Origin of the sequence: Klebsiella sp. OBRC7, from assembly GCF_000293135.1 — a bacterium.
GTDB lineage: Bacteria > Pseudomonadota > Gammaproteobacteria > Enterobacterales > Enterobacteriaceae > Klebsiella > Klebsiella michiganensis.
In genome coordinates this window covers 75,308-97,459 of record NZ_ALNJ01000151.1, presented here as the reverse complement: position 1 = coordinate 97,459, position 22,152 = coordinate 75,308, and the positions used below count along the sequence as shown (strand labels likewise).

Annotated in this window: 21 protein-coding genes; 13 read left to right on the top strand and 8 right to left on the bottom strand. The window is 56.9% G+C overall.

Annotated elements, in window-relative coordinates; all coding sequences use genetic code 11:
- Positions 1-47: 47 nt before the first annotated feature.
- From bglK to HMPREF1144_RS29700, 5 genes are all read left to right on the top strand, one after another.
- Positions 48-941: a beta-glucoside kinase BglK gene (bglK, locus tag HMPREF1144_RS29720; protein ID WP_009654911.1), complete on the top strand. Its 894-nt coding sequence runs from the start codon at positions 48-50 to the stop codon at positions 939-941.
- 9 nt (positions 942-950) lie between these two features.
- Positions 951-2,381: a 6-phospho-beta-glucosidase gene (locus tag HMPREF1144_RS29715; protein ID WP_009654885.1), complete on the top strand. Its 1,431-nt coding sequence runs from the start codon at positions 951-953 to the stop codon at positions 2,379-2,381.
- A 182-nt stretch (positions 2,382-2,563) separates the two neighbouring features.
- Complete coding sequence (gene upp / locus HMPREF1144_RS29710) at positions 2,564-3,190, top strand: uracil phosphoribosyltransferase (protein WP_004123492.1); 627 nt, start codon at positions 2,564-2,566, stop codon at positions 3,188-3,190.
- A 95-nt stretch (positions 3,191-3,285) separates the two neighbouring features.
- Positions 3,286-4,575, top strand: coding sequence for a uracil permease (gene uraA, locus HMPREF1144_RS29705; RefSeq protein ID WP_004853099.1), 1,290 nt, complete (start codon positions 3,286-3,288; stop codon positions 4,573-4,575).
- 95 nt (positions 4,576-4,670) lie between these two features.
- A complete protein-coding gene (locus HMPREF1144_RS29700) occupies positions 4,671-5,372 on the top strand; it encodes a DnaA inactivator Hda (RefSeq protein ID WP_211800913.1) in 702 nt (233 codons plus the stop codon).
- Positions 5,373-5,398: 26 nt separating this feature from the next.
- Here the strand turns inward: HMPREF1144_RS29700 and arsC are convergent, their stop codons facing one another.
- Both arsC and bepA read right to left on the bottom strand, forming a co-directional pair.
- Positions 5,399-5,758: an arsenate reductase (glutaredoxin) gene (gene arsC / locus HMPREF1144_RS29695; RefSeq protein ID WP_004853095.1), complete on the bottom strand. Its 360-nt coding sequence runs from the start codon at positions 5,756-5,758 to the stop codon at positions 5,399-5,401.
- A gap of 9 nt (positions 5,759-5,767) precedes the next feature.
- A complete protein-coding gene (bepA, locus tag HMPREF1144_RS29690) occupies positions 5,768-7,231 on the bottom strand; it encodes a beta-barrel assembly-enhancing protease (protein WP_004853093.1) in 1,464 nt (487 codons plus the stop codon).
- Positions 7,232-7,460: 229 nt separating this feature from the next.
- On the opposite strand from bepA, the gene HMPREF1144_RS29685 reads away from it, so the two are divergent.
- Positions 7,461-8,528: an AI-2E family transporter gene (locus HMPREF1144_RS29685; protein ID WP_004123481.1), complete on the top strand. Its 1,068-nt coding sequence runs from the start codon at positions 7,461-7,463 to the stop codon at positions 8,526-8,528.
- A gap of 78 nt (positions 8,529-8,606) precedes the next feature.
- Here the strand turns inward: HMPREF1144_RS29685 and bcp are convergent, their stop codons facing one another.
- Together bcp and HMPREF1144_RS29675 are read right to left on the bottom strand one after the other, a co-directional pair.
- Positions 8,607-9,077, bottom strand: coding sequence for a thioredoxin-dependent thiol peroxidase (bcp, locus tag HMPREF1144_RS29680; protein WP_004104423.1), 471 nt, complete (start codon positions 9,075-9,077; stop codon positions 8,607-8,609).
- A gap of 3 nt (positions 9,078-9,080) precedes the next feature.
- Positions 9,081-9,650, bottom strand: a complete 570-nt coding sequence (locus HMPREF1144_RS29675; RefSeq protein ID WP_004853088.1) for a glycine cleavage system transcriptional repressor — start codon at positions 9,648-9,650, stop codon at positions 9,081-9,083.
- A gap of 153 nt (positions 9,651-9,803) precedes the next feature.
- On the opposite strand from HMPREF1144_RS29675, the gene dapA reads away from it, so the two are divergent.
- The 6 genes from dapA (at position 9,804) to ypfH (ending at position 16,331) form a co-directional block, all read left to right on the top strand.
- The gene (dapA, locus tag HMPREF1144_RS29670) at positions 9,804-10,682 is read left to right on the top strand and encodes a 4-hydroxy-tetrahydrodipicolinate synthase (protein ID WP_009654892.1); all 879 of its coding nucleotides are present in this window, start codon (positions 9,804-9,806) and stop codon (positions 10,680-10,682) included.
- Between the two features lie 16 nt (positions 10,683-10,698).
- Positions 10,699-11,733, top strand: a complete 1,035-nt coding sequence (bamC, locus tag HMPREF1144_RS29665; RefSeq protein ID WP_004853085.1) for an outer membrane protein assembly factor BamC — start codon at positions 10,699-10,701, stop codon at positions 11,731-11,733.
- A gap of 108 nt (positions 11,734-11,841) precedes the next feature.
- Entirely contained in the window at positions 11,842-12,555 is a 714-nt protein-coding gene (gene purC / locus HMPREF1144_RS29660) for a phosphoribosylaminoimidazolesuccinocarboxamide synthase (RefSeq protein ID WP_004104417.1), read from the top strand.
- A 120-nt stretch (positions 12,556-12,675) separates the two neighbouring features.
- A complete protein-coding gene (locus HMPREF1144_RS29655) occupies positions 12,676-13,542 on the top strand; it encodes a neutral zinc metallopeptidase (protein WP_004853083.1) in 867 nt (288 codons plus the stop codon).
- Between the two features lie 12 nt (positions 13,543-13,554).
- Positions 13,555-15,555 (top strand): tRNA(Met) cytidine acetyltransferase TmcA, encoded by a 2,001-nt coding sequence (locus HMPREF1144_RS29650; protein WP_009654881.1) that lies wholly within the window; start codon positions 13,555-13,557, stop codon positions 15,553-15,555.
- A 77-nt stretch (positions 15,556-15,632) separates the two neighbouring features.
- A complete protein-coding gene (ypfH, locus tag HMPREF1144_RS29645; protein ID WP_004853078.1) occupies positions 15,633-16,331 on the top strand; it encodes an esterase in 699 nt (232 codons plus the stop codon).
- 221 nt (positions 16,332-16,552) lie between these two features.
- On the opposite strand, the gene HMPREF1144_RS29640 is transcribed toward ypfH, so the two are convergent.
- From HMPREF1144_RS29640 to HMPREF1144_RS29630, 3 genes are read right to left on the bottom strand one after another with little or no spacing between them, the layout of a single operon-like run.
- The gene (locus HMPREF1144_RS29640; protein ID WP_004123464.1) at positions 16,553-16,756 is read right to left on the bottom strand and encodes a YpfN family protein; all 204 of its coding nucleotides are present in this window, start codon (positions 16,754-16,756) and stop codon (positions 16,553-16,555) included.
- A gap of 27 nt (positions 16,757-16,783) precedes the next feature.
- Positions 16,784-17,911: a succinyl-diaminopimelate desuccinylase gene (dapE, locus tag HMPREF1144_RS29635; RefSeq protein WP_004853076.1), complete on the bottom strand. Its 1,128-nt coding sequence runs from the start codon at positions 17,909-17,911 to the stop codon at positions 16,784-16,786.
- 3 nt (positions 17,912-17,914) lie between these two features.
- Positions 17,915-18,268 (bottom strand): ArsC family reductase, encoded by a 354-nt coding sequence (locus HMPREF1144_RS29630; protein ID WP_004853073.1) that lies wholly within the window; start codon positions 18,266-18,268, stop codon positions 17,915-17,917.
- Positions 18,269-18,654: 386 nt separating this feature from the next.
- Here HMPREF1144_RS29630 and ypfM point away from each other — a divergent pair, with 386 nt between their 5' ends.
- Positions 18,655-18,714 (top strand): protein YpfM, encoded by a 60-nt coding sequence (gene ypfM, locus HMPREF1144_RS33180; RefSeq protein ID WP_100181659.1) that lies wholly within the window; start codon positions 18,655-18,657, stop codon positions 18,712-18,714.
- A 137-nt stretch (positions 18,715-18,851) separates the two neighbouring features.
- Here ypfM and acrD read toward each other — a convergent pair whose 3' ends face one another.
- Positions 18,852-21,965, bottom strand: a complete 3,114-nt coding sequence (gene acrD / locus HMPREF1144_RS29625) for a multidrug efflux RND transporter permease AcrD (RefSeq protein WP_009654896.1) — start codon at positions 21,963-21,965, stop codon at positions 18,852-18,854.
- Positions 21,966-22,152 lie beyond the last annotated feature (187 nt).

The following is a 22,152-nucleotide window of genomic DNA, read 5'->3' as shown; positions in this document are numbered from 1 at the left end:
TGGAGAGATAAACCGCGAATGTGATGGATTCTGGAGGAAAGCTGAGGATGAACATTGCCGCATTTGATATTGGTGGCACGGCGCTAAAAATGGGGGTAATGACGCGCGAAGGCACGCTGCTGGAGAAAGGAAAGCAGAACATCGTCGACAGCGACGGCGACCAGATCCTGCAGGCGATGCTGGCGTGGATCGCCGCTCACCCGGCGTGTGAAGGGGTGGCAATCAGCGCGCCCGGCTACGTTAACCCGCACACCGGCTTTATCGAAATGGGCGGCGCCATCCGTAAATTCGATAACTTCGCCATCAAGCGCTGGCTTGAGCAGCAGGTTCGCCTGCCCGTGGCCATTGAGAATGATGCTAACTGCGTGCTGCTGGCCGAGCGCTGGCGGGGTAAAGCCGCCGACATGAGCAACTTTCTGGTCCTGACCATCGGCACCGGCATCGGCGGGGCGATTTTCTGTAATAACCAACTGGTCCACGGCGCGCGCTTCCGCGCCGGCGAGTTCGGCTATATGCAAACCGCGCGTCCGGGCACCCGCGATGTGCGGCGCTATTCGATGAACGAAAACTGCACGCTGCGCGTGCTGCGCCATCGCTACGCTGAACATATCGGCAAGGCGCTGGATGACGTCACTGGCGAAGAGATTTTTGACCGCTACGATGCGGGCGACGCCGCCTGTCGACGTCTGGTCGCTGAATTCTTTAACGGCCTGGGTACCGGGCTTTACAACCTCGTCAACTTATTCGACCCGCAAACGATTTTGATCGGCGGCGGGATTGTGGAACGACCGGGCTTTCTGGCGCTGCTGCGCGAACATCTGGCCTGGTTTGGCATTGCGGAATATATCGACACCGTCAGCCACGGCAACGATGCCGGGCTGGTAGGCGCGGTTTACCATTTCAATCAGCAATACCGGTCGCAGAGCGGCGACTGCGCATAGGGAGAGAACATGTCCGGATTTAAAGAAGGTTTTCTGTGGGGCGGCGCGGTGGCGGCGCATCAGCTGGAAGGCGGCTGGAAAGAGGGCGGTAAAGGGGTGAGCGTCGCCGATGTGATGACCGCAGGCGCGCACGGCGTACCGCGTGAAATCACCGATGGCGTGCTGCCGGGGAAAAACTACCCCAACCACGAAGCGATCGATTTTTATCATCGCTATAAAGACGACATTCGCCTGTTTGCCGAAATGGGCTTCAAATGCTTCCGCACCTCTATTGCCTGGACGCGCATCTTTCCGCTGGGCGATGAGCAAGAACCTAACGAGGCCGGGCTGAAGTTTTACGACGACCTGTTCGATGAGTGCCTGAAGCACGGTATTGAGCCGGTGATTACGCTCTCCCACTTCGAAATGCCGTACCATCTGGTGACGGAGTACGGCGGCTGGCGTAACCGTAAACTGATTGATTTCTTTGTCCGCTTTGCCCAGGTGGTGTTTACCCGCTACCAGCATAAAGTGAAGTACTGGATGACCTTCAATGAGATCAATAACCAGGCCAACTTCCACGAAGATTTTGCGCCGTTCACCAACTCCGGACTGAAATATCTGCCGGGGGAGGACCGCGAGCCGGTCATGTTTCAGGCGGCGCACTATGAGCTGGTCGCCAGCGCGCTGGCGGTAAAAGCCGCCCGCGAAATTAACCCGGCATTGCAAATTGGCTGCATGATCGCCATGTGTCCGATTTACCCGCTGAGCTGCGCGCCCAACGACATGATGATGGCGATGAACGCCATGCATCGCCGCTACTGGTTTACCGATGTTCACGTGCGCGGCCGCTATCCGCAGCACCTGCTGAACTACTTCGAGCGTCGCGGTTTTGCGCTGGACATCACCGAAGAAGACCGCGTGGCGCTGACTCAGGGCTGCGTCGACTATATCGGCTTTAGCTACTATATGTCGTTCGCCACGAAAGCAACGGATGATAATCCGCAGCTGGATTACGATGAAAGCAAGAGCCTGGTCTCCAACCCGTACGTGCAGAAGTCAGATTGGGGCTGGCAGATTGATCCTGTCGGGCTGCGTTACTCCCTGAACTGGTTCTGGGATCATTACCAGCTGCCGCTGTTTATTGTGGAGAACGGCTTTGGCGCCATCGACGTGCGCGAAGCGGACGGCTCGGTGGATGACCAGTATCGTATTGACTACCTTTCCGCCCATATCGCCGAAATGAAAAAAGCGGTTGTTGAGGATGGCGTCGACCTGATGGGCTATACCCCGTGGGGCTGTATCGACCTGGTTTCCGCGGGAACCGGTGAGATGAAAAAACGCTACGGCTTTATCTACGTGGATAAAGATAATGAGGGCAACGGCACCCTGGCGCGTAGCCGCAAGAAATCTTTTGCCTGGTATCAGCAGGTTATCGGCAGCAACGGCGAAAAGCTATAAACGGCCGTAAAGCCCCATTCAGCCCCGCCTTCGCGGGGTTTTTTTATTTTGTCTTATACTGGCTCAGGCAGCGTAAAGCATTTTGGTTGATCCCGGTCAAACATATCGGCTATGGCGTAAAAGGAAAAAGGCGGTATAATCCGGCGATTTTTTTTGTGGCTGCCCCTCAGAGGAGAAAGAGAATGAAGATCGTGGAAGTGAAACACCCACTCGTCAAACACAAGCTGGGCCTGATGCGTGAGCACGACATCAGCACCAAACGCTTCCGTGAACTCGCCTCAGAAGTTGGCAGCTTACTGACTTATGAAGCTACTTCCGATCTGGCGACCGAAAAAGTCACCATCGAAGGCTGGAACGGCCCGGTAGAAATTGAGCAGATCAAAGGCAAGAAAATTACCGTAGTGCCGATTCTGCGCGCGGGTCTGGGGATGATGGAAGGCGTGCTTGAGCACGTGCCGAGCGCGCGTATCAGCGTGGTGGGCATCTATCGTAACGAAGAGACCCTTGAGCCGGTGCCTTACTTCCAGAAGCTGGTATCCAACATCGATGAACGCATGGCGCTGGTGGTTGACCCGATGCTGGCGACCGGCGGCTCCATGATCGCCACCATCGACCTGCTGAAAAAAGCGGGCTGCTCCAGCATTAAGGTGCTGGTTCTGGTGGCGGCGCCGGAAGGCATCGCCGCGCTGGAGAAAGCGCATCCGGACGTTGAGCTGTACACCGCGTCCATCGATCAGGGCCTGAACGAGCACGGATACATTATTCCGGGGCTCGGTGACGCCGGCGATAAGATTTTTGGTACGAAATAAATGATGAAGTAGAAAAAGCCGACTTTGAGAGTCGGCTTTTTTTTGAATAAAACAGACCAACAGCAATCAACAAACGACTCTCAGAGGAAAATGCCATGACGCGCCGTGCTATCGGGGTGAGTGAAAGACCGCCGCTTTTACAGACAATCCCGCTTAGTTTGCAACATCTGTTCGCCATGTTTGGCGCAACGGTACTGGTGCCCGTTCTGTTCCATATCAACCCGGCCACGGTACTGCTGTTTAACGGCATCGGAACGCTGTTATATCTTTTCATCTGCAAAGGCAAAATTCCGGCTTATCTCGGATCGAGCTTTGCGTTTATCTCCCCGGTGCTGCTTCTGCTGCCGCTGGGCTACGAAGTCGCTCTCGGCGGCTTTATCATGTGCGGCGTGCTGTTTTGCATCGTCTCCTTTATTGTCAAAAAAGCCGGAACCGGCTGGCTGGACGTGATGTTCCCACCGGCGGCGATGGGCGCGATTGTCGCGGTTATCGGCCTGGAGCTGGCGGGCGTGGCGGCGAATATGGCCGGTCTGCTGCCCGCTGACGGGCAATCGCCGGACAGCAAAACCATTATTATTTCGATGGTGACGCTGGCGGTGACGGTTTTCGGTTCGGTGCTGTTCCGCGGTTTCCTGGCGATTATCCCGATTTTAATCGGCGTCCTGGTCGGCTACGCGCTCTCCTTCGTGATGGGCGTCGTCGATACCACGCCCATCGCCGAGGCCCACTGGTTCGCGCTGCCGACCTTCTACACCCCGCGCTTTGAATGGTTTGCGATTTTCACCATTCTGCCCGCCGCGCTGGTGGTGATCGCCGAGCACGTTGGACATCTGGTAGTCACGGCCAATATCGTCAAAAAAGATCTGATCCGCGATCCGGGCCTGCATCGTTCAATGTTTGCCAACGGCCTGTCTACGGTGATCTCCGGCTTCTTTGGCTCCACGCCAAACACCACCTACGGCGAGAACATTGGCGTGATGGCGATCACCCGCGTCTACAGCACCTGGGTTATCGGCGGCGCGGCGATCATCGCGATTCTGCTCTCCTGCGTCGGCAAGCTGGCGGCGGCGATCCAGATTATCCCACTGCCGGTAATGGGCGGCGTCTCGCTGCTGCTGTACGGGGTTATCGGCGCTTCGGGTATTCGCGTGCTGATCGAATCTAAAGTCGATTACAACAAGGCGCAGAACCTGATTCTGACCTCCGTTATCCTGATCATCGGCGTCAGCGGGGCAAAAGTGCATATCGGCGCCGCAGAGCTGAAAGGCATGGCGCTGGCGACGATCGTTGGCGTCGGGCTGAGCCTGATCTTCAAACTGATTAGCGTGCTGCGTCCGGAAGAGGTGGTTCTCGACGCTGCGGATAGCGAAGAAGCAAAACATTGATCCTTATACCGGGCGGCGATCCTGCCCGGTTCTCTCCTTGCGTATTTCTGTGCTAAACTCTCCGCGTTTTTCTGCAAGCCTATGTTGAGGTCCATCTGAACGCACCGGCACAGCTCTCTTTGCCACTGTATCTTCCCGATGATGAAACTTTCGCGAGTTTCTGGCCGGGCGATAACCCTTCTCTTCTTGCCGCCCTTCAGAACGTGCTGCGGCAGGAACATAGCGGATACATCTACATCTGGTCACGCGAAGGGGCGGGGCGCAGCCATCTCTTGCACGCGGCCTGCGCTGAGCTCTCCCAGCGCGGCGATGCGGTGGGCTACGTACCTTTGGATAAACGGACGTGGTTTGTTCCTGAAGTGCTGGACGGGATGGAGCACCTGTCGCTGGTTTGTATCGATAATATTGAGTGCGTGGCGGGCGATGAACTGTGGGAAATGGCGATTTTCGACCTCTACAACCGCATTCTCGAGTCCGGTAAAACCCGGCTGCTGATTACCGGCGACCGACCGCCGCGCCAGCTCAAGCTTGGCCTGCCGGATCTGGCTTCGCGTCTTGACTGGGGGCAAATCTACAAGCTGCAGCCGCTGTCGGATGAAGACAAGCTCCAGGCGCTTCAGCTTCGCGCCAGACTGCGTGGTTTCGAAATGCCGGAAGACGTCTGTCGGTTCCTGCTTAAGCGGCTGGATCGCGAAATGCGTTCGCTGTTTATGACGCTCGATCAGCTCGATCGCGCTTCCATTACCGCCCAGCGCAAGCTGACCATTCCTTTCGTGAAAGAGATCCTCAAGCTTTAGCGGGCCGCGGCCTGAGGATCAACAACTTAGTTAACGATTTCCAGAACCTGCTCCGGCGGGCGACCGATACGGGCCTCGCCGTGGCTAACGACGATAGGCCGTTCAATCAGCTTTGGATTATCAACCATCGCCTGGATCAGCGCATCTTCGCTAAGCTGTGGGTTAGCGAGATCGAGGGATTTATAGAGATCTTCTTTCTGGCGCATTAAGTCGCGCGCGCTGGCCATCCCCAACATCTTCAGCAGCTGGCGCAGCGTGGCGGCATCCGGCGGCGTCTCCAGATAGAGCACCACTTCGGGGTCGATGCCGTTAGCCTTCAGCAGGCTCAGCGTGTCGCGACTCTTGGAGCAGCGCGGGTTGTGATAGATTTTGACCGTATCGGACATGAGGTCTCCTTACATTTTCTGGTACGGTTTGAAGCGTTCCTGCAGCTGTCGCAGCTGATCGATACGCGCATCGTAGCGGGCCTGCTGCAGGCTGCCTAATTTTACCTGTGAGCTGGCGCTGCTGAGCAGGGTAATGGCCTGATCGAGTCGGCCAACCAGCGCCATGCCTTCCGCTCGGGCTGCCAGCTCCTGATCGCGATTTCCCAGTTTAGCTTCCGCTTGCGCCAGCAAATCCCAACCATTGACGTCATCTTTATTATTGAAGGTATAGCGGTTAAGGATCGTCGCCGCTTCCCCCGGCTGCCCGCCTTCCAGCAGGGCGTTGGCGAGGTTGAGCTGCAGCACCGGATTAGTACGCAGCTCGCGGGCGCCCTTCAGGCGATTAATCGCGTCTGTGGCTCTCTTTTGCCCGAGATCGATATCGGTCGCCAGGTCAAGGTACCAGGCGTTCTGCGGTTCGGCGCTCAGCAGCGGCTGCAGCGTTTTGCGCGCCAGATCGTAATTGTTATTGCCCATGGCCAGCAGCGCGCGGCCGTACTGGGCGGCGTGCTGTTCGCGAATATTGCCTTTTTCCCAGCTGCTCAGAAGGTCATTGCCCAGCTTATTGTCGCCGGAGGTGTACATACCCAGCGTTCTCGCCTTCGCCAGGTAGAAGTCAGCGGAGGACTGCACGACAACCGGGCGCATCTGGTTCGCACGGTTGCGGGCGTCGGCGAGACGGCTTTCCGGTAAGGGGTGGGTCAGCAGCATTTCCGGCGGCCGGGTGGAGTAGCGCGACTCGTCGAGCAGCTTACCCATAAACGCCGGCATTGCCTGCGGGTCGAATCCGGAGCGCTGAAGAACCTGAATGCCAATGCGGTCGGCCTCTTCTTCGTTTTGACGGGTAAAGCTGATCAGCCCCTGCTGGCTGCCCGCCAGGGTGCCGGTCAGCGCGGCCATCCCGGCCTGCGGGCTGGCCATCGCCAACAGAATCGATCCCAGCGCGCCTACCCAGGTCAGCGGAGCGTTACGCTTTTGGTCTTCCATCGCGCGGGCGAGATGGCGCTGGGTGACGTGAGAAATTTCGTGCGCCATCACCGACGCCAGCTCGCTTTCATTATCCGAGTAGCGGAACAGGGCCGAGTGCAGTACGACGTTACCGCCGAAGAAAGCAAAGGCGTTTATTTGATCGTTATTAATCAGATAAAAGTGGAACGGGGTGCGAACGGAATTGGCGTGCGACACCAGGCGCATGCCTAAACCGTTAATATACTGCACCAGCAGCGGATCGTTGATTAACGGCGCGCTGCCGCGCAGCTGGCGCACGTAGTAATCTCCCATCTGCATTTCCTGGCCGATGGAGAGCGTACTTCCTGCGGAGGTGCCCATGTCCGGCAGAGTGTCTGCGGTATCGGCAAAAGCAGGTAATATTGAACCCAGCGTCAGCGACGCTATGACGGTCGCCACCAGCGTTTTCTTCAACTGCCTGAACATAACCTCTGTCCTGTAATGTAGGTGTGCCAGTTTGACCGATTGTGCGGCGTAATGTTCCCTGACCGCAAGCAGGTCCAGCGAGTTTAGCCGTCGTTCGCGGCGTTGCAAATATGATATTCATCCGGCCAGTAATGTTTGTGGTTTTACCCATAAAAAGCGAAGTCTTTTTTGTGACATTTCGATACAATTCCTGAGATTGTTACAGCTCCGCTCTTCAGGGAAGGGTTTTATGCTCCAGATGTTAATGCAGTGGTACCGTCGTCGGTTCAGCGACCCGGAGGCGATAGCGCTGCTGGTCATTTTGCTGGCTGGGTTCGGCATTATGTTTTTCTTCAGCGGCCTGCTGGCACCTTTGTTAGTGTCGATTGTTCTGGCTTATCTGCTGGAGTGGCCCACCGTCAGACTGGAGCGTATCGGGTTTTCACGTACCTGGGCCACCTCGGTCGTTCTGATTCTGTTCGTCGGCATTCTGCTGCTGATGGCGTTTGTGGTGATGCCGGTTGCCTGGCAGCAGGGCATTTATCTGATTCGCGATATGCCCGGGATGCTGAATAAACTTTCCGATTTCGCCGCCACGGTGCCGCGCCGTTATCCGGCCCTCATGGACGCCGGCATTATCGACGCGATGGCGGAGAATATGCGCAGCCGGATGTTAACCGTCGGCGACTCGGTGGTGAAATATTCGCTGGCCTCTCTGGTCGGGCTGCTGACCCTGGCGGTCTATCTGGTGCTGGTGCCGCTGATGGTTTTCTTTCTGCTGAAAGATAAAGAGCAGATGCTTAACGCCGTACGCCGGGTGCTGCCGCGCAACCGCGGCCTGGCCGGGCAGGTATGGAAAGAGATGAACCAGCAAATTACCAACTATATTCGCGGTAAGGTGCTGGAAATGATCGTCGTCGGCGTGGCGACGTGGATTGGCTTTATCCTTTTTGGCCTCAACTATTCGCTGCTGCTGGCGGTGCTGGTAGGGTTCTCGGTATTAATCCCCTATATCGGCGCGTTTGTGGTCACCATTCCGGTGGTGGGCGTGGCGCTGTTCCAGTTTGGCGCGGGAACCGAGTTCTGGAGCCTGTTTGCGGTGTACCTGATTATTCAGGCGCTGGATGGCAACCTGCTGGTGCCGGTCCTCTTCTCGGAAGCCGTTAACCTGCATCCGCTGGTGATTATTCTGTCGGTGGTTATTTTTGGCGGTCTGTGGGGATTCTGGGGCGTGTTCTTCGCTATTCCGCTGGCGACGCTCATCAAAGCGGTGGTGCACGCCTGGCCGGATGGCCTGATAGTGGAAGATGAGCATTAGCGCGGAGCCGCAAGAAATGCCCTAAAAAAAGACGCCGGGTGGTTGAGAACGACCCGGCGTCTTGCGTTTGTCTTAGCGTCAGGCGTTTTCTTTCAGCCAGTTCAGCACCACGTCGTGGTGATTGCTGGTTTTGAAATCATCAAACACATGTTCGATTTTGCCGTTGGCGTCGATGAGGAAGCTAATACGATGGATACCGTCGTAGGTTTTCCCCATAAAGGTTTTTTCACCCCAGATACCAAACTGCTCGCATACCTGATGATCTTCATCAGACAGCAGAGTGAAGTTCAGCAGCTCTTTTTCGGCGAAACGGGAGAGTTTTTCTGGTTTATCCGTACTGATACCCAGTACTTCAACGCCTGCTTTTTTCAGGTCGTCCATATTATCGCGTAAACCGCACGCCTGTACGGTGCAGCCCGGGGTCATGGCTTTCGGATAAAAATAAACCAGAACACGCTGTCCCTGGAAGTCGGTCAAATTTACTTCCTCGCCGTCCTGGTCCGGTAAGCTAAATTTCGGTGCAATATCACCGGCTTTCAGTGGGTTCATCACTCAAACTCCATCCTGTTCATCATGCTGTGAATAATTAACAATGTTAATACTGCCTTGTGCATTCAGTTCTGTACATAGGGCTTTGAACGCTTGTTCGATATTTGATGCATTTTGCGTAGCCGGGCTGTGGGCGGTGATTTGAATAAAAAGCTGTGCTGACTCGTCGTTCGCTCCGGGCTGAGTGCGGGAAACCAGCTCGGCAATGTTCATTTTCCACGTATCGCACAGCGCCGTAAACCGCTCAATGATATGCGGCGAATCCGGCACCTCAACCTGAACCCAGACGGTGTTCTGCATCGCCTGAGGTGGCCTCGCGGTTGTACGCTTCATCACGATAAGCAGATCCAGCTCGGCGCCTTTCAGCGGCAGAGTGGATTCAATCAGGTTAATTGCATTCCACGAGCCGGAAAGCAGCATGATAAACGTAAACTCATCGCCAAGCATGGCCAGCCGACTGTCTTCAATATTACAGCCGCAGCTGCTGACGTGACGAGTGATCGTATTCACGATGCCTGGGCGGTCAGCACCCAACGCGGTAATAACCAGATAGTGTTGTAATGAGGCTGTCAAACCTGTTCTTCCTTTAAAAAGGTGAGGTAACGTTAGGAAAGCATAAAAAAAACCGGCATACAACATCCCTGATGGCATCGGGTCTCTTGCTTTTATTACGACTCCAAACGTAACATTGAGAATCTTGTCCCACTTATGCTCTGAGGATGGCCCATGTTTACGGGAAGTATTGTAGCGCTTGTCACGCCAATGGATGAAAACGGCAACGTCTGCCGGTCAAGCCTGAAAAAACTGATTGATTATCATGTCGCCAGCGGAACCTCGGCGATCGTTTCGGTAGGGACTACCGGAGAGTCCGCAACATTGAGCCATGAAGAGCATGGTGATGTGGTGATGCAGACGCTGGAGCTGGCCGACGGGCGTATCCCGGTTATTGCCGGTACCGGTGCAAATGCAACCGCAGAGGCGATTAGCCTGACCAAGCGATTTAACGATAGCGGCGTGGTTGGCTGCCTGACGGTAACGCCGTATTACAACCGTCCGACCCAGGAAGGGCTGTTCCAACACTTTAAAGCTATCGCAGAACATACTGACCTGCCGCAAATCCTGTATAATGTGCCGTCCCGTACCGGTTGCGATATGCTGCCTGAAACCGTTGGTCGTCTGGCGGAAATTAAAAATATTATCGGTATTAAGGAAGCGACGGGGAACTTAAGCCGCGTTCATCTGATCAAAGAGCTGGTTTCAGATGACTTTATTCTGCTGAGCGGCGATGACGCGACCGGAATGGACTTTATGCAGCTTGGCGGTCATGGCGTGATTTCCGTAACGACAAACGTTGCGGCGCGCGAAATGGCCGAGATGTGCCGACTGGCGCTAGCAGGTCAATTTGCCGAAGCTCGTGCGATTAACCAGCGTCTGATGCCATTGCATACCAAATTATTTGTCGAACCCAACCCTATCCCGGTCAAATGGGCCTGTAAGGCGTTGGGTCTTGTGGCGACCGATACGCTACGCCTGCCGATGACCCCGATTACCGAAAACGGTATTAAGGTTGTGACCGCAGCGCTGAAGCATGCCGGTTTGCTGTAAAGTTTAGGGAGATTTGATGGCTTACTCAGTACAGAAGTCGCGCCTGGCGAAGGTTGCGGGTGTTTCGCTGGTTCTACTCCTCGCGGCCTGTAGTTCTGACTCGCGCTACAAGCGTCAGGTGAGCGGCGACGAGGCCTATTTGCAGGCTACGCCGCTTAGTGAACTTCACGCGCCAGCAGGGATGATCCTGCCGATTCAGGTGGGTGATTATAATATTCCGGTTGCGACCAGCACCGGTAACACTGGCAAAGCCCTGGACATTCGTCCGCCGGCCCAGCCACTGGCGCTGGTCAGCGGCGCGCGTACGCAGTTTAACGGTGATACCGCGACGCTGATGGTGGAAAACGGGCGCAGCGGTTCGCTGTGGGCGCAGGTGGCAAGCATCGTGCAGTCGAAAAACTACACTATCGCGAAACGCGACGATGCCAGCCAGACGCTGAATACCGACTGGGTCGAATGGAATCGCCTCGATGAAGACCAGCAGTATCGTGGTCGCTATCAAATCTCAGTTAAGCAGCAGGGCTATCAGCAGGCGGTGATCGTGAAGCTGGTGAATCTGGAGCAGGCGGGTAAACCTGTTGCCGATCCGGCTTCGCTGCAGCGCTACAGTACCGCCATGCTGAACGTCATCTCCGAAGGTCTGGATCTGAACGCCACCAGCGCGCAGAACGCCGCGCAGAAAAACGCCGGGGCGACCTTCGACGTGCAGAGCGGCGCTGATGATACCGGCCTGCCGATGCTGATCGTTCGCGCGCCGTTTAACCTGGTGTGGCAACGCCTGCCGGGCGCGCTGGAAAAAGTGGGTATGAAGGTCACCGATAGCTCTCGTTCTCAGGGCAGCTTCTCCGTCACCTACAAACCGCTTTCCGACAGCGGCTGGACCGATCTGGGTGCCCGCGACCCGCAGCTGGTTTCCGGCGATTATAAACTGCAGGTCGGGGACCTCGATAACCGCAGCAGTCTGCAGTTCATCGACCCGAAAGGCCACACGCTGACGCAGTCGCAAAATGATGCCCTGGTCGCCGTATTCCAGGCCGCATTAAGTAAGTAATTAACAGGGCTGGAGCAATCCGGCCCTTTTTAATGTATAGTGACGCAAACGTGTGCGTCGGCAGAAAAGCACAAATTTTTATCGTTAATCATCACTGGAGTGACAAAGATGCAAAAGCAAGCTGAGTTGTATCGTGGTAAAGCGAAGACGGTATACAGCACCGAAAACCCGGATCTGTTGATACTCGAATTCCGTAACGATACGTCAGCAGGGGACGGCGCTCGCATTGAGCAGTTCGATCGTAAAGGCATGGTGAACAACAAGTTTAACCATTTCATTATGAGCAAGCTGGCGGAAGCGGGTATCCCGACCCAGATGGAAGCGCTGTTGTCCGATACCGAGTGTCTGGTTAAAAAGCTGGATATGGTGCCGGTGGAGTGCGTGGTACGTAACCGCGCTGCCGGTTCGCTGGTGAAACGTTTAGGGATTGAAGAGGGCATCGAGCTGAACCCGCCGCTGTTCGACCTGTTCCTGAAGAACGACGCCATGCACGACCCGATGGTCAACGAATCCTACTGTGAAACCTTTGGCTGGGTGAGCAAAGAGAACCTGGCGCGGATGCAGGAGCTGACCTACAAAGCTAACGATGTGCTGAAAAAGCTGTTTGACGATGCGGGCCTGATCCTGGTGGACTTCAAGCTGGAGTTCGGTCTGTTCAAAGGCGAAGTGGTGCTGGGGGATGAATTCTCTCCGGACGGCAGCCGTCTGTGGGATAAAAAAACCATGGATAAAATGGACAAAGACCGCTTCCGCCAGAGCCTCGGCGGCCTGATTGAAGCCTACGAAGAAGTCGCTCATCGCCTGGGCGTGAAGCTCGACTAATCCCCCGACGCCAGAAGAAGTTTTCTTCTTCTGGCGCTCTTCTTTCTGTTTCCTGTGGTAATCCTCCGCTGAACCGCCTACGATCTTATTCATTGGTTAATATGATGAATTGAGGTGCTTATGCGCTGGCAAGGACGTCGCGAGAGCGACAATGTGGAAGATCGTCGTGGTCAATCTGGTTCACCGATGGGCGGCGGAGGCGGTTTTCGTCTCCCCAGCGGTAAAGGCGGCATTGTACTGCTGATTATTGTTCTGGTGGCGGGCTATTACGGCGTGGATTTAACCGGCATGCTGACCGGCGAGCCGGTATCTCAACAGCAAACCACCCAACGCACCATTAGCCCGCAGGATGAAGAGGCCGCGAAATTCACGAAGGTGATCCTGGCGGACACGGAAGATACCTGGGGCGCTATTTTTAAAGATATGGGCCGTCAGTATCCGCAGCCCAAACTGGTGATGTACCGCGGCGCGACGCGGACCGCCTGCGGCACCGGTCAATCGGTCATGGGGCCTTTTTACTGCCCTGCGGACAGCACGGTGTATATCGACCTGTCATTCTACGATGAGATGAGAAACAAGCTTGGCGCCGGCGGCGATTTCGCGCAGGGCTACGTTATCGCCCACGAGGTTGGCCATCACGTACAAAAGCTGTTGGGTATTGAATCGAAAGTGCGCCAGCTGCAGCAAAACGCTTCGCAGGCGGAAGCGAACCGTCTGTCGGTAAAAATGGAGCTACAGGCGGACTGCTTTGCCGGCGTCTGGGGCTACAACATGCAGAAGCAAGACTACATGGAGACCGGCGATCTGCAGGAAGCGCTGAATGCCGCAGAGGCGATTGGCGACGATCGCCTGCAGCAGCAGAGCCAGGGGCGCGTCGTACCGGACAGCTTTACCCACGGAACGTCGCAGCAGCGCTATACCTGGTTTAAACGCGGTTTCGATAGCGGCGACCCGGCGCAGTGCAACACCTTCGGCAACGCGCTGTAATGCTCTACTGTCATGGATGAACTGCGTCACCTGACGGCGCAGATGGCGCGCGAAGGCGTTCGTCGTCTGCTGGTTCTCAGCGGCGACGATGCCTGGACCCTGCGTCAGGCGCAAAGAGTACGCACCGCGCTGGCCGGAGACGGGCTGTGGGTGGGCCCGCGTCCGATGCCCGAGCCGTACGTCTCGTCTGCTGCCCTGAAATCGCTGTTAGGCCGCGAATTCCAGCACGCCTTTTTCGATGCCCGCGAGGGTTTTGATGTGGCGGCCTTTGCCGCAATAGCCGGTACGCTACGCGCCGGAAGCTGGCTGGTAGTGCTCACGCCCGACTTTGCGCAATGGTCGGCCCGTCCTGATGCGGATTCTCTGCGCTGGAGCGACGCTCCCGACCCCATTCCCACGCCAAATTTTGTTTATCGTTTTTGCCAACAGATTAGTGCGGATAACGCGTCCATTCTCTGGCGGCAGGGCAATGAACTTGCGGTGCCCGCGTTACCCGTGCGCCCGGCATGGCATCCCGCCGACGGCCATCCGCAGGTGGAGCAGGCTACCGTGCTTGCCGAACTGGCCCGGTTCCCTCCCGGTATTGCGGCGCTAACCGCCGAGCGCGGGCGAGGCAAGTCCGCGCTCGCGGGAATGCTTATTCGCCATCTGGGGGGAGATGCCATCGTCACGGCACCGGCGCGGGGAGCGGCGGAGGTGATGGCGACATTCGCCGGGGAGGCTTTCCGCTTTATGGCCCCCGACGCACTGCTGGCTTCCGGCTGCACCGCCGGATGGCTGATTGTCGATGAGGCCGCGGCCATCCCCGGGCCGCTGCTGCGCCAGCTTGTCTCCCGCTTCCCGAGGACGCTGTTGACCACTACCGTTCAGGGGTATGAGGGGACGGGACGCGGCTTTTTGCTTAAGTTTTGCGCCAGTTTTGCGCACTTACGGCAGTTTAGCCTGACGACGCCCATCCGTTGGGCAAGCGGCTGCCCGCTGGAGACAACGATTGCGCGGCTGCTGCTGTTCAACGACGAGACCTTTCAGCACGCGCCAGGCGGCGATATCGTGCTGGAAAGCGTCAGCCAGGAGAGCTGGCGGCGACAGCCTGCGTTACCGGAAGCGATGTATCAGCTGCTCTCCGGGGCCCACTATCGTACGTCGCCGCTGGACCTCCGGCGCATGATGGATGCGCCGGGGCAGCATTTTACCTGCGCCCGCAGCGGGGAGCGCATCGCCGGAGCGCTATGGCTGGTGGAGGAGGGCGGTCTTGAGCCGCCGCTTAGCCAGGCGGTGTGGGCCGGCTATCGCCGACCGCGCGGCAATCTGGTGGCGCAGTCGCTGGCGGCGCACGGCGGTAGCCCACTGGCGGCTACGTTGGCCGGGCTGCGCATCAGCCGTATTGCCGTGCATCCGGCTCGCCAGCGCGAAGGGCTGGGGCAGCGGCTGGTGGCCCGGGCGGCGTCGCAGGCTGCGGACCGGGATTATCTGTCGGTGAGTTTTGGCTACACGCCTGAGCTGTGGCGTTTCTGGCAACGCTGCGGTTTTACGCTGGTGCGGCTGGGCACGCATCGGGAGGCCAGCAGCGGCTGTTACACCGCGATGGCGCTCTATCCTCTCAGCGAAGCGGGCCATCGCCTGGCAAGTGAAGAAGCCCAACGGCTGCAGCGCGACGAATTCTGGCTGCGCGAGTGGCGAGATGAACCTGTGCCGCTGACGGCGCTGAAAGCGACTATTCTTACTGAAGAAGACTGGCTGGAGGTGGCGGGTTTTGCTTTTGCCCATCGTCCGCTGCTGACCTCGGCGGGTAGCCTCAATCGCCTGCTTATGCTGGTGGAGCTGCCGCTTCCGGCGCTGCGGGCCCGCCTGCAGCAGCAGGATGAGACCGCGCTTTGCCAAACGTTAGGTTTATCCGGACGGAAAGCGCTGCTGGCCAGGCTGCGCGAAGAGGCGGCGCAGGCGATGCTCAGCCTGGATGAAAACCGCGCCAACGACCTGCGCCGGCAGGTTCAAATGCTGCAATTTTTTTAACTAACTCCTTCAGTTAAATGGCATGGTCATATTTCGCCTGCGGCGTAAACTTCCTTGCAGACATTAAGGAGACAGCCATGAAACACGATCATTTTATTGTTCAAAGCCCCGCGACACCTGCACAGCAACTGCTGCTGCTGTTTCATGGCGTCGGTGATAACCCGGTGGCCATGGGGCAAATCGGTAGCTGGTTTGCGCCGCTGTTTCCCGATGCGCTGATTGTCAGTATCGGCGGCGCTGAGCCGTGCGGTCCGCCTCCGGGACGCCAGTGGTTTTCCGTGCAGGGCGTTAGCGAAGAAAACCGCCAGCAGCGGGTGGATGCCATCATGCCGACCTTTATTGAAACGGTGCGCTACTGGCAACAGCAGAGCGGCGTCAGCCCGCAGGCGACGGCGCTGATCGGCTTCTCGCAGGGGGCGATTATGTCGCTGGAGAGCATTAAAGCCGAGCCGGGTCTGGCCTCGCGGGTGATCGCCTTTAACGGCCGCTATGCTACGCTGCCGGAGACCGCGACGACCGCGACCACTGTTCACCTGATCCACGGCGGTGAAGATCGGGTGATCGATCTGGCGTGGGCGGTAGCGGGGCAGGAGGCGCTGCAGCAGGCCGGCGGTGATGTGACGCTGGATATTGTTGAAGATCTGGGGCACGCGATTGACGATCGCAGTATGCAGTTTGCCCTCGATCATCTGCGCTTTACCGTACCGAAGCACTATTTCGACGAAGCCCTCAGCGGCAGCACGCCGAAAGACAGCGATATTATTGAACTGCTGTGAATAATAAACCCGGAGGCGGCGCGATGCGCCTGTCCGGGCTACCGGACCTGCAGACGAGCTGGAGACCCGTAGCCCGGGCAAGGCGCGTTAAGCGCCGCCCCCGGGATAGAGAGCGCAGAGTGGGATATTTTCCCGGAGGCGATGCTGCGCATCTGTCCGGGTTACTTGACCGGCGTCGTACCAGCCGGGCGATTTCTTTGCTGCAATCTCAAATAAAATGCTTACTTCTTCTTCGACGGGTCGTTCTTCGGCCAGTCGTCGTCATCGTCCCACTTGTCGTTGAAGTCGCGATGCGGCGGCAGATCCGGTTTATTGTTGAGAAATTTTTTGTGGTCAACGCGGGTCAGATCTTTAATCACGTTGATCATCACGCCCACCAAAAATACCAACACCAGAACCCACCAGTATTTCGTTAGCCAATCCATGCGCTTACCTCTTCTCTATTGATGCCCTCAGGCGACCAGCTGTTCCATGATGCGTTGGTACATCCGCGCCAGCAGCTGGAGGTCGGCGGCATTCACACACTCGTTTATTTTATGAATGGTGGCGTTCACTGGCCCCAGTTCAACCACTTGCGCGCCCATACGCGCGATGAAGCGCCCGTCGGAGGTGCCGCCGTTGGTCAGCAGCTGCGGTTTGATTTCATTATAGTGCTCAATGGCGTTAACCACCGCATCAACCAGCTTACCGCGGCTGGTCAGGAACGGCTGGCCCGAGAGCCACCAGTCGACGCTGTAGCGCAGCGCGTACTTCTCCAGCAGGGCCACGACGCGCGCTTTAATCATTTCGTCGGTCAGCTCGGTGCTAAAGCGGAAGTTGAACTGGACGAACATATCGCCGGGAATCACGTTGTTGCTGCCGGTGCCGGACTGCACGTTAGCGATTTGCATACTGGTCGGCGGAAAGAACTCGTTGCCCTTATCCCATTCGATATTCACCAGTTCCGCCAGCATCGGCGCGGCGCGGTGAACCGGGTTATCGGCGAGATGCGGGTAGGCCACGTGCCCCTGCACGCCGTGAATGGTCAGGTTGCAGGTCAGCGAGCCGCGACGGCCGTTTTTCACCACATCGCCGACGACTTCGGTGCTGGATGGTTCGCCGACCAGGCAATAATCCAGGCGCTCGTTGCGCGCCATTAGCGCTTCAACAACCTTAACGGTGCCGTTTTTGGCGCTGGCTTCTTCATCAGAAGTGATCAGGAAGGCCAGACGACCTTTATGATTTGGATACTGAGCGACAAAACGTTCGGCGGCGACGACCATTGCCGCGAGCGAGCCTTTCATATCCGCGGCGCCGCGGCCAAACAGCATACCGTCGCGAATGGTGGGTTCAAAGGGGGGGTTAATCCAGCGATCGGCGTCCCCCGACGGGACGACATCGGTATGGCCGGCAAACGCCAGCGTTTCCCCGCGCCCGCGCCAGGCCCAGAAGTTTTGGGTATCCCCGAAATCCATCGGTTCAACGGTAAAGCCAATCGCACGCAGACGTTCAATCATTAACGCCTGGCATCCCGCATCATCGGGGCTGAGGGAAGGGCGGCGAATAAGCTGCTGAGCCAGCTCAATGACCGGGCAAGACATAGACTACACCTCGTTAAACTGCTGATAACTTGATTCACTGAAACCCAGCAGCATAGGCTGACCGGGCGCGCAGAGCAATGGGCGTTTAATGATTGCCGGCATTTCCAGCATCAGTTTTGCCGCAGCGTCGGCGTTATTGATACCGGCGCGGACCGTTTCATCCAGCTTGCGCCACGTCGTCCCCCGGGTGTTAAGCAGGGCTTCCCAGCCGAGTTCAGCGATAAAGGTATCTAATAAAGTGCGATCCAGACCATCGACACGATAATCATGAAAGCGATATTCTATCTGTTGAGTCTCCAGCCAGCGGCGAGCTTTTTTTATGGTGTCGCAGTTTTTTATCCCGTACATGGTAAGCATGATTAAACCTTTTCCGTTGAATTAAACGATTGGCTAAGAATGTTCCGAATATATAAGCCCTGAATAAATAATACGTGAAATGCTTTAATAAATATCGTTTTTTCCCGTCGGGATATATTCATCGTTACATTTTGGCTGTTTTTTAAACGCTCTCCGACGGCGTTTCCTGGCCTCGCGGCGGATCCCGGTGATTCAGGCTGATGAACAAATGTTGCTAAATGTTGCTATCGGTCACATTAAAATGCGCAAAATCGGCTCATAGTACTTACGAATGAAAGAGGACGTTCCGCAGGGGGTAATGAAAGTTATCAGTACGATAGCGCAAACAGGCTTTTAACCATCAATGAATTTGCATAAAATCACCCATAATAATAAGAGAGGCTATTATGATTGAACACGAACTGGGGAACTGGAAAGACTTTATCGAAGGCATGCTTCGTAAATAGTTTTCCGCAATAAAAGCATGGCGATTTCACAGGCAGAATAATAATGCAGTTGAAGCGACCACATGAAAAAGGCGACCTGTCCGGTCGCCTTTTCTGTTATTTGGCCCTGGCGAAAATATCGTCAGGGCGCGTCCCGATTATTGCGGCCGTTCCTTGAGTGGGAAGCGGCGGCGTACCAGCACAAAGAATAGCGGCACGAAGAAGATAGCCAGCACCGTGGCGGAAATCATCCCGCCCATCACCCCGGTGCCGACGGCATGCTGGCTGCCGGAGCCCGCCCCGGTGCTGGTGGCCATCGGCAGTACGCCGAAGATAAACGCCAGCGAGGTCATCAGGATCGGCCGCAGACGCTGGCGGCAGGCTGAGAGCGTGGCGGTAAGTAGATCTTCTCCTTTCTGATTCAGCTCATTGGCAAATTCGACAATAAGAATGGCGTTCTTCGCCGACAGGCCGATAACCGTCAGCAGGCCCACCTGGAAATAGACATCGTTTTCCAGACCGCGCATCCAGGTCGCCAGCAGCGCGCCGATAACCCCCAGCGGCACCACCAGCATCACCGAGAACGGCACCGACCAGCTTTCATACAGCGCCGCCAGGCACAGGAACACCACCAGCAGCGAAATGGCGTACAGCGCCGGCGCCTGCGCCCCGGAGAGCCTCTCCTGATAAGACATCGCCGTCCATTCGAGACCAAAGCCGTTCGGCAGCTGCTGGGCCAGCTCTTCCATAATCGTCATGGCGGTACCGGTACTGACGCCCGGCGCGGCTTCACCGACGATCTCTACCGCCGAGTAGCCGTTGTAGCGCTCCAGACGCGGCGAGCCGGTCTCCCAGCGCGAGGTCGCGAAGGCGGAGAAGGGCACCATCGTACCGCTGCTGTTGCGCACGTACCACAGGTTGATATCGTCCGGCAGCATGCGATACGGCGCGGCCGCCTGAACGTAGACCTTCTTCACGCGGCCGCGATCCATAAAGTCGTTGACGTAGCTTGACCCCCACGCGGTCTGCAGGGTGTCATTGATATCGTCGATAGAGACACCCAGCGCCTGCGCTTTACGCTGATCGATATCCACCTGAAGCTGCGGGCTATCGTCGAGGCCGTTGTGGCGGACGCGGGTGAGCTGGTTATTTTTGCCGGCCAGCTCCAGCAGGGTATCGCGGGCGGCCATCAGCGCTTCGTGTCCGTTGCCCGCGTGATCCTCCAGCTCCATATCAAAACCGGCGGAGCTGCCCAGACCGCTGATGGCCGGCGGACTGCTGGCAAAGACGCGCGCTTCTTTAATTTTGTTAAACGCTTTGGTTGCGCGTTCGATGATGGCGAAAGATGAACCGGTTGTGGGATCGCGTTCGTCCCAGTCCTTCAGGCGTACGAACATACGCGCCACGTTCTGGCCGTTGCCGCCGGGGCCGGAGCCAATGGTCGCGAACACCGATTCGACGTTTTGCTTCTCATTGTTCAGGAAGTAGTCTTCCGCCTGTTGCACCACCTTCAGGGTTTGCTGCTGGGTTGAGCCGCTCGGCAACTGCACCGAGGTGGTAAACATGCCGCGGTCTTCCAGCGGCAGGAATGACGTGGGCAGATGCAGGAACAGAAAGACCATCCCGCCCAGCAGCAGGACGTAGATCATTATCCAGCGCAGCGAACGATGAAGAATTTTGCCGACCGCGGTTTCGTAGCGGCTGGCGTTGCGGTTAAACGTGCGGTTAAACCAGCCAAAAAAGCCCCGCTGTCCGTGGGTTTCGCCTTTATGAACGGGTTTAAGCAATGTGGCGCACAGCGCAGGCGTCAGGATCATCGCCACCAGCACCGACAGCACCATCGCCGAGACGATGGTAATCGAGAACTGGCGGTAGATCGCGCCAGTGGTGCCGCCGAAGAAGGCCATCGGCACAAATACCGCCGATAGCACCATGGCGATACCGACCAGCGCGCCCTGAATCTGCCCCATTGATTTTCGCGTCGCTTCACGCGGCGAGAGGCCCTCCTCGCTCATGATACGCTCGACGTTCTCTACCACCACGATGGCATCGTCCACCAGCAGGCCTATCGCCAGCACCACCGCGAACATGGTTAAGGTGTTGATGCTGTAGCCGCAGGCGTAAAGGACGGCAAAGGTTCCCATCAGCACCACCGGAACGGCGATGGTCGGGATCAGCGTGGCGCGGAAGTTCTGCAGGAACAGATACATCACGAGAAAGACCAGCGCGATGGCTTCAAGCAGCGTTTTCACGACGTCGGTAATCGACGCCTTAACGAATGAGGTGGTTTCGTAAGCGACTTTATATTCCAGGCCGTGCGGGAAATATTGCGACAGCTCGTTCAGACGGCTGATGACGCGTTCAGCGGTCGCCATTTCGTTTGCGCCAGAGGCCAGCTTAACCCCCAGCCCGGACGCCGCCTGGCGGTTGTAGCGGCTGAGGTAATCGTATTTTTCCGCCCCCATCTCGACGGTGGCGACGTCGCCAAGGGTGACTTCCGAACCGTCCTGATTAACCCGCAGGGTAATATCACGGAACTGTTCCGGCGTTTGTAACAGCGATTGCGAATTAATCGTCGCGTTGAGCGCCTGTTTATCCACCGACGGCGTGCCGCCCAGCTGGCCGACGGCGATCTGCGCGTTTTGCGAAGAGATGGCATCAGTGACGTCTTTCGCCGTCATCTGAAAACTGTTGAGTTTGGCCGGATCGAGCCAGATGCGCATCGAATACTGCGAACCATAGGCGTCAATATCTCCGACGCCGTTGACCCGGCTGAGCGGGTCCTGAATGTTACTGGCGACGTAGTCGGCGATATCCTGTTTATCCATGCTGCCGTCGGTGGAGACGAAGGCGATCGTCAGGATATTGGTATTCCCGGTTTTACGCACCGTTACGCCCTGGTTCTGGACGGCCTGCGGCAGTTTGCGCATTGCAGACTGTAGCTGGTTCTGCACCTGCTGGACCGCTTCATCCGGATCGGTCCCGGCGGTAAAGCTCAGCGTCACGGTGGCCTGGCCGGTGCCGCTGCTCTGGGATGACATATACATAAGGTTATCGAGGCCGGTCATATTTTGCTCGATAACCTGGGTGACCGTATTTTCCAGCGTCTGTGCAGAAGCGCCCGGATAGTTCGCTGTGATCCGTACGTTAGGCGGGGCAAGGTCGGGATATTGCTCAACGGGAAGCGACAAAATTGCGAGCGTACCGGTCAGGCATAAAAGTATTGCCAGTACCCACGCAAAAATGGGGCGATCGATAAAAAAATTCGCCATCAGAATTAGGACCTCATTTTGCACATTTTTTTGTTATTGCACAGCCTGTGACACTCTAGCGGCAAGCCCTCAGGCAATCGTGGAGAAAATAAGGAGATAGTGTAATTTATCGTGTGCCTTTTATGGCAGCGTAAAGAACTCTCTTTCTTCCTCTATCTACTCCTTCCTTTCGGCGCGCCGCCGCGAT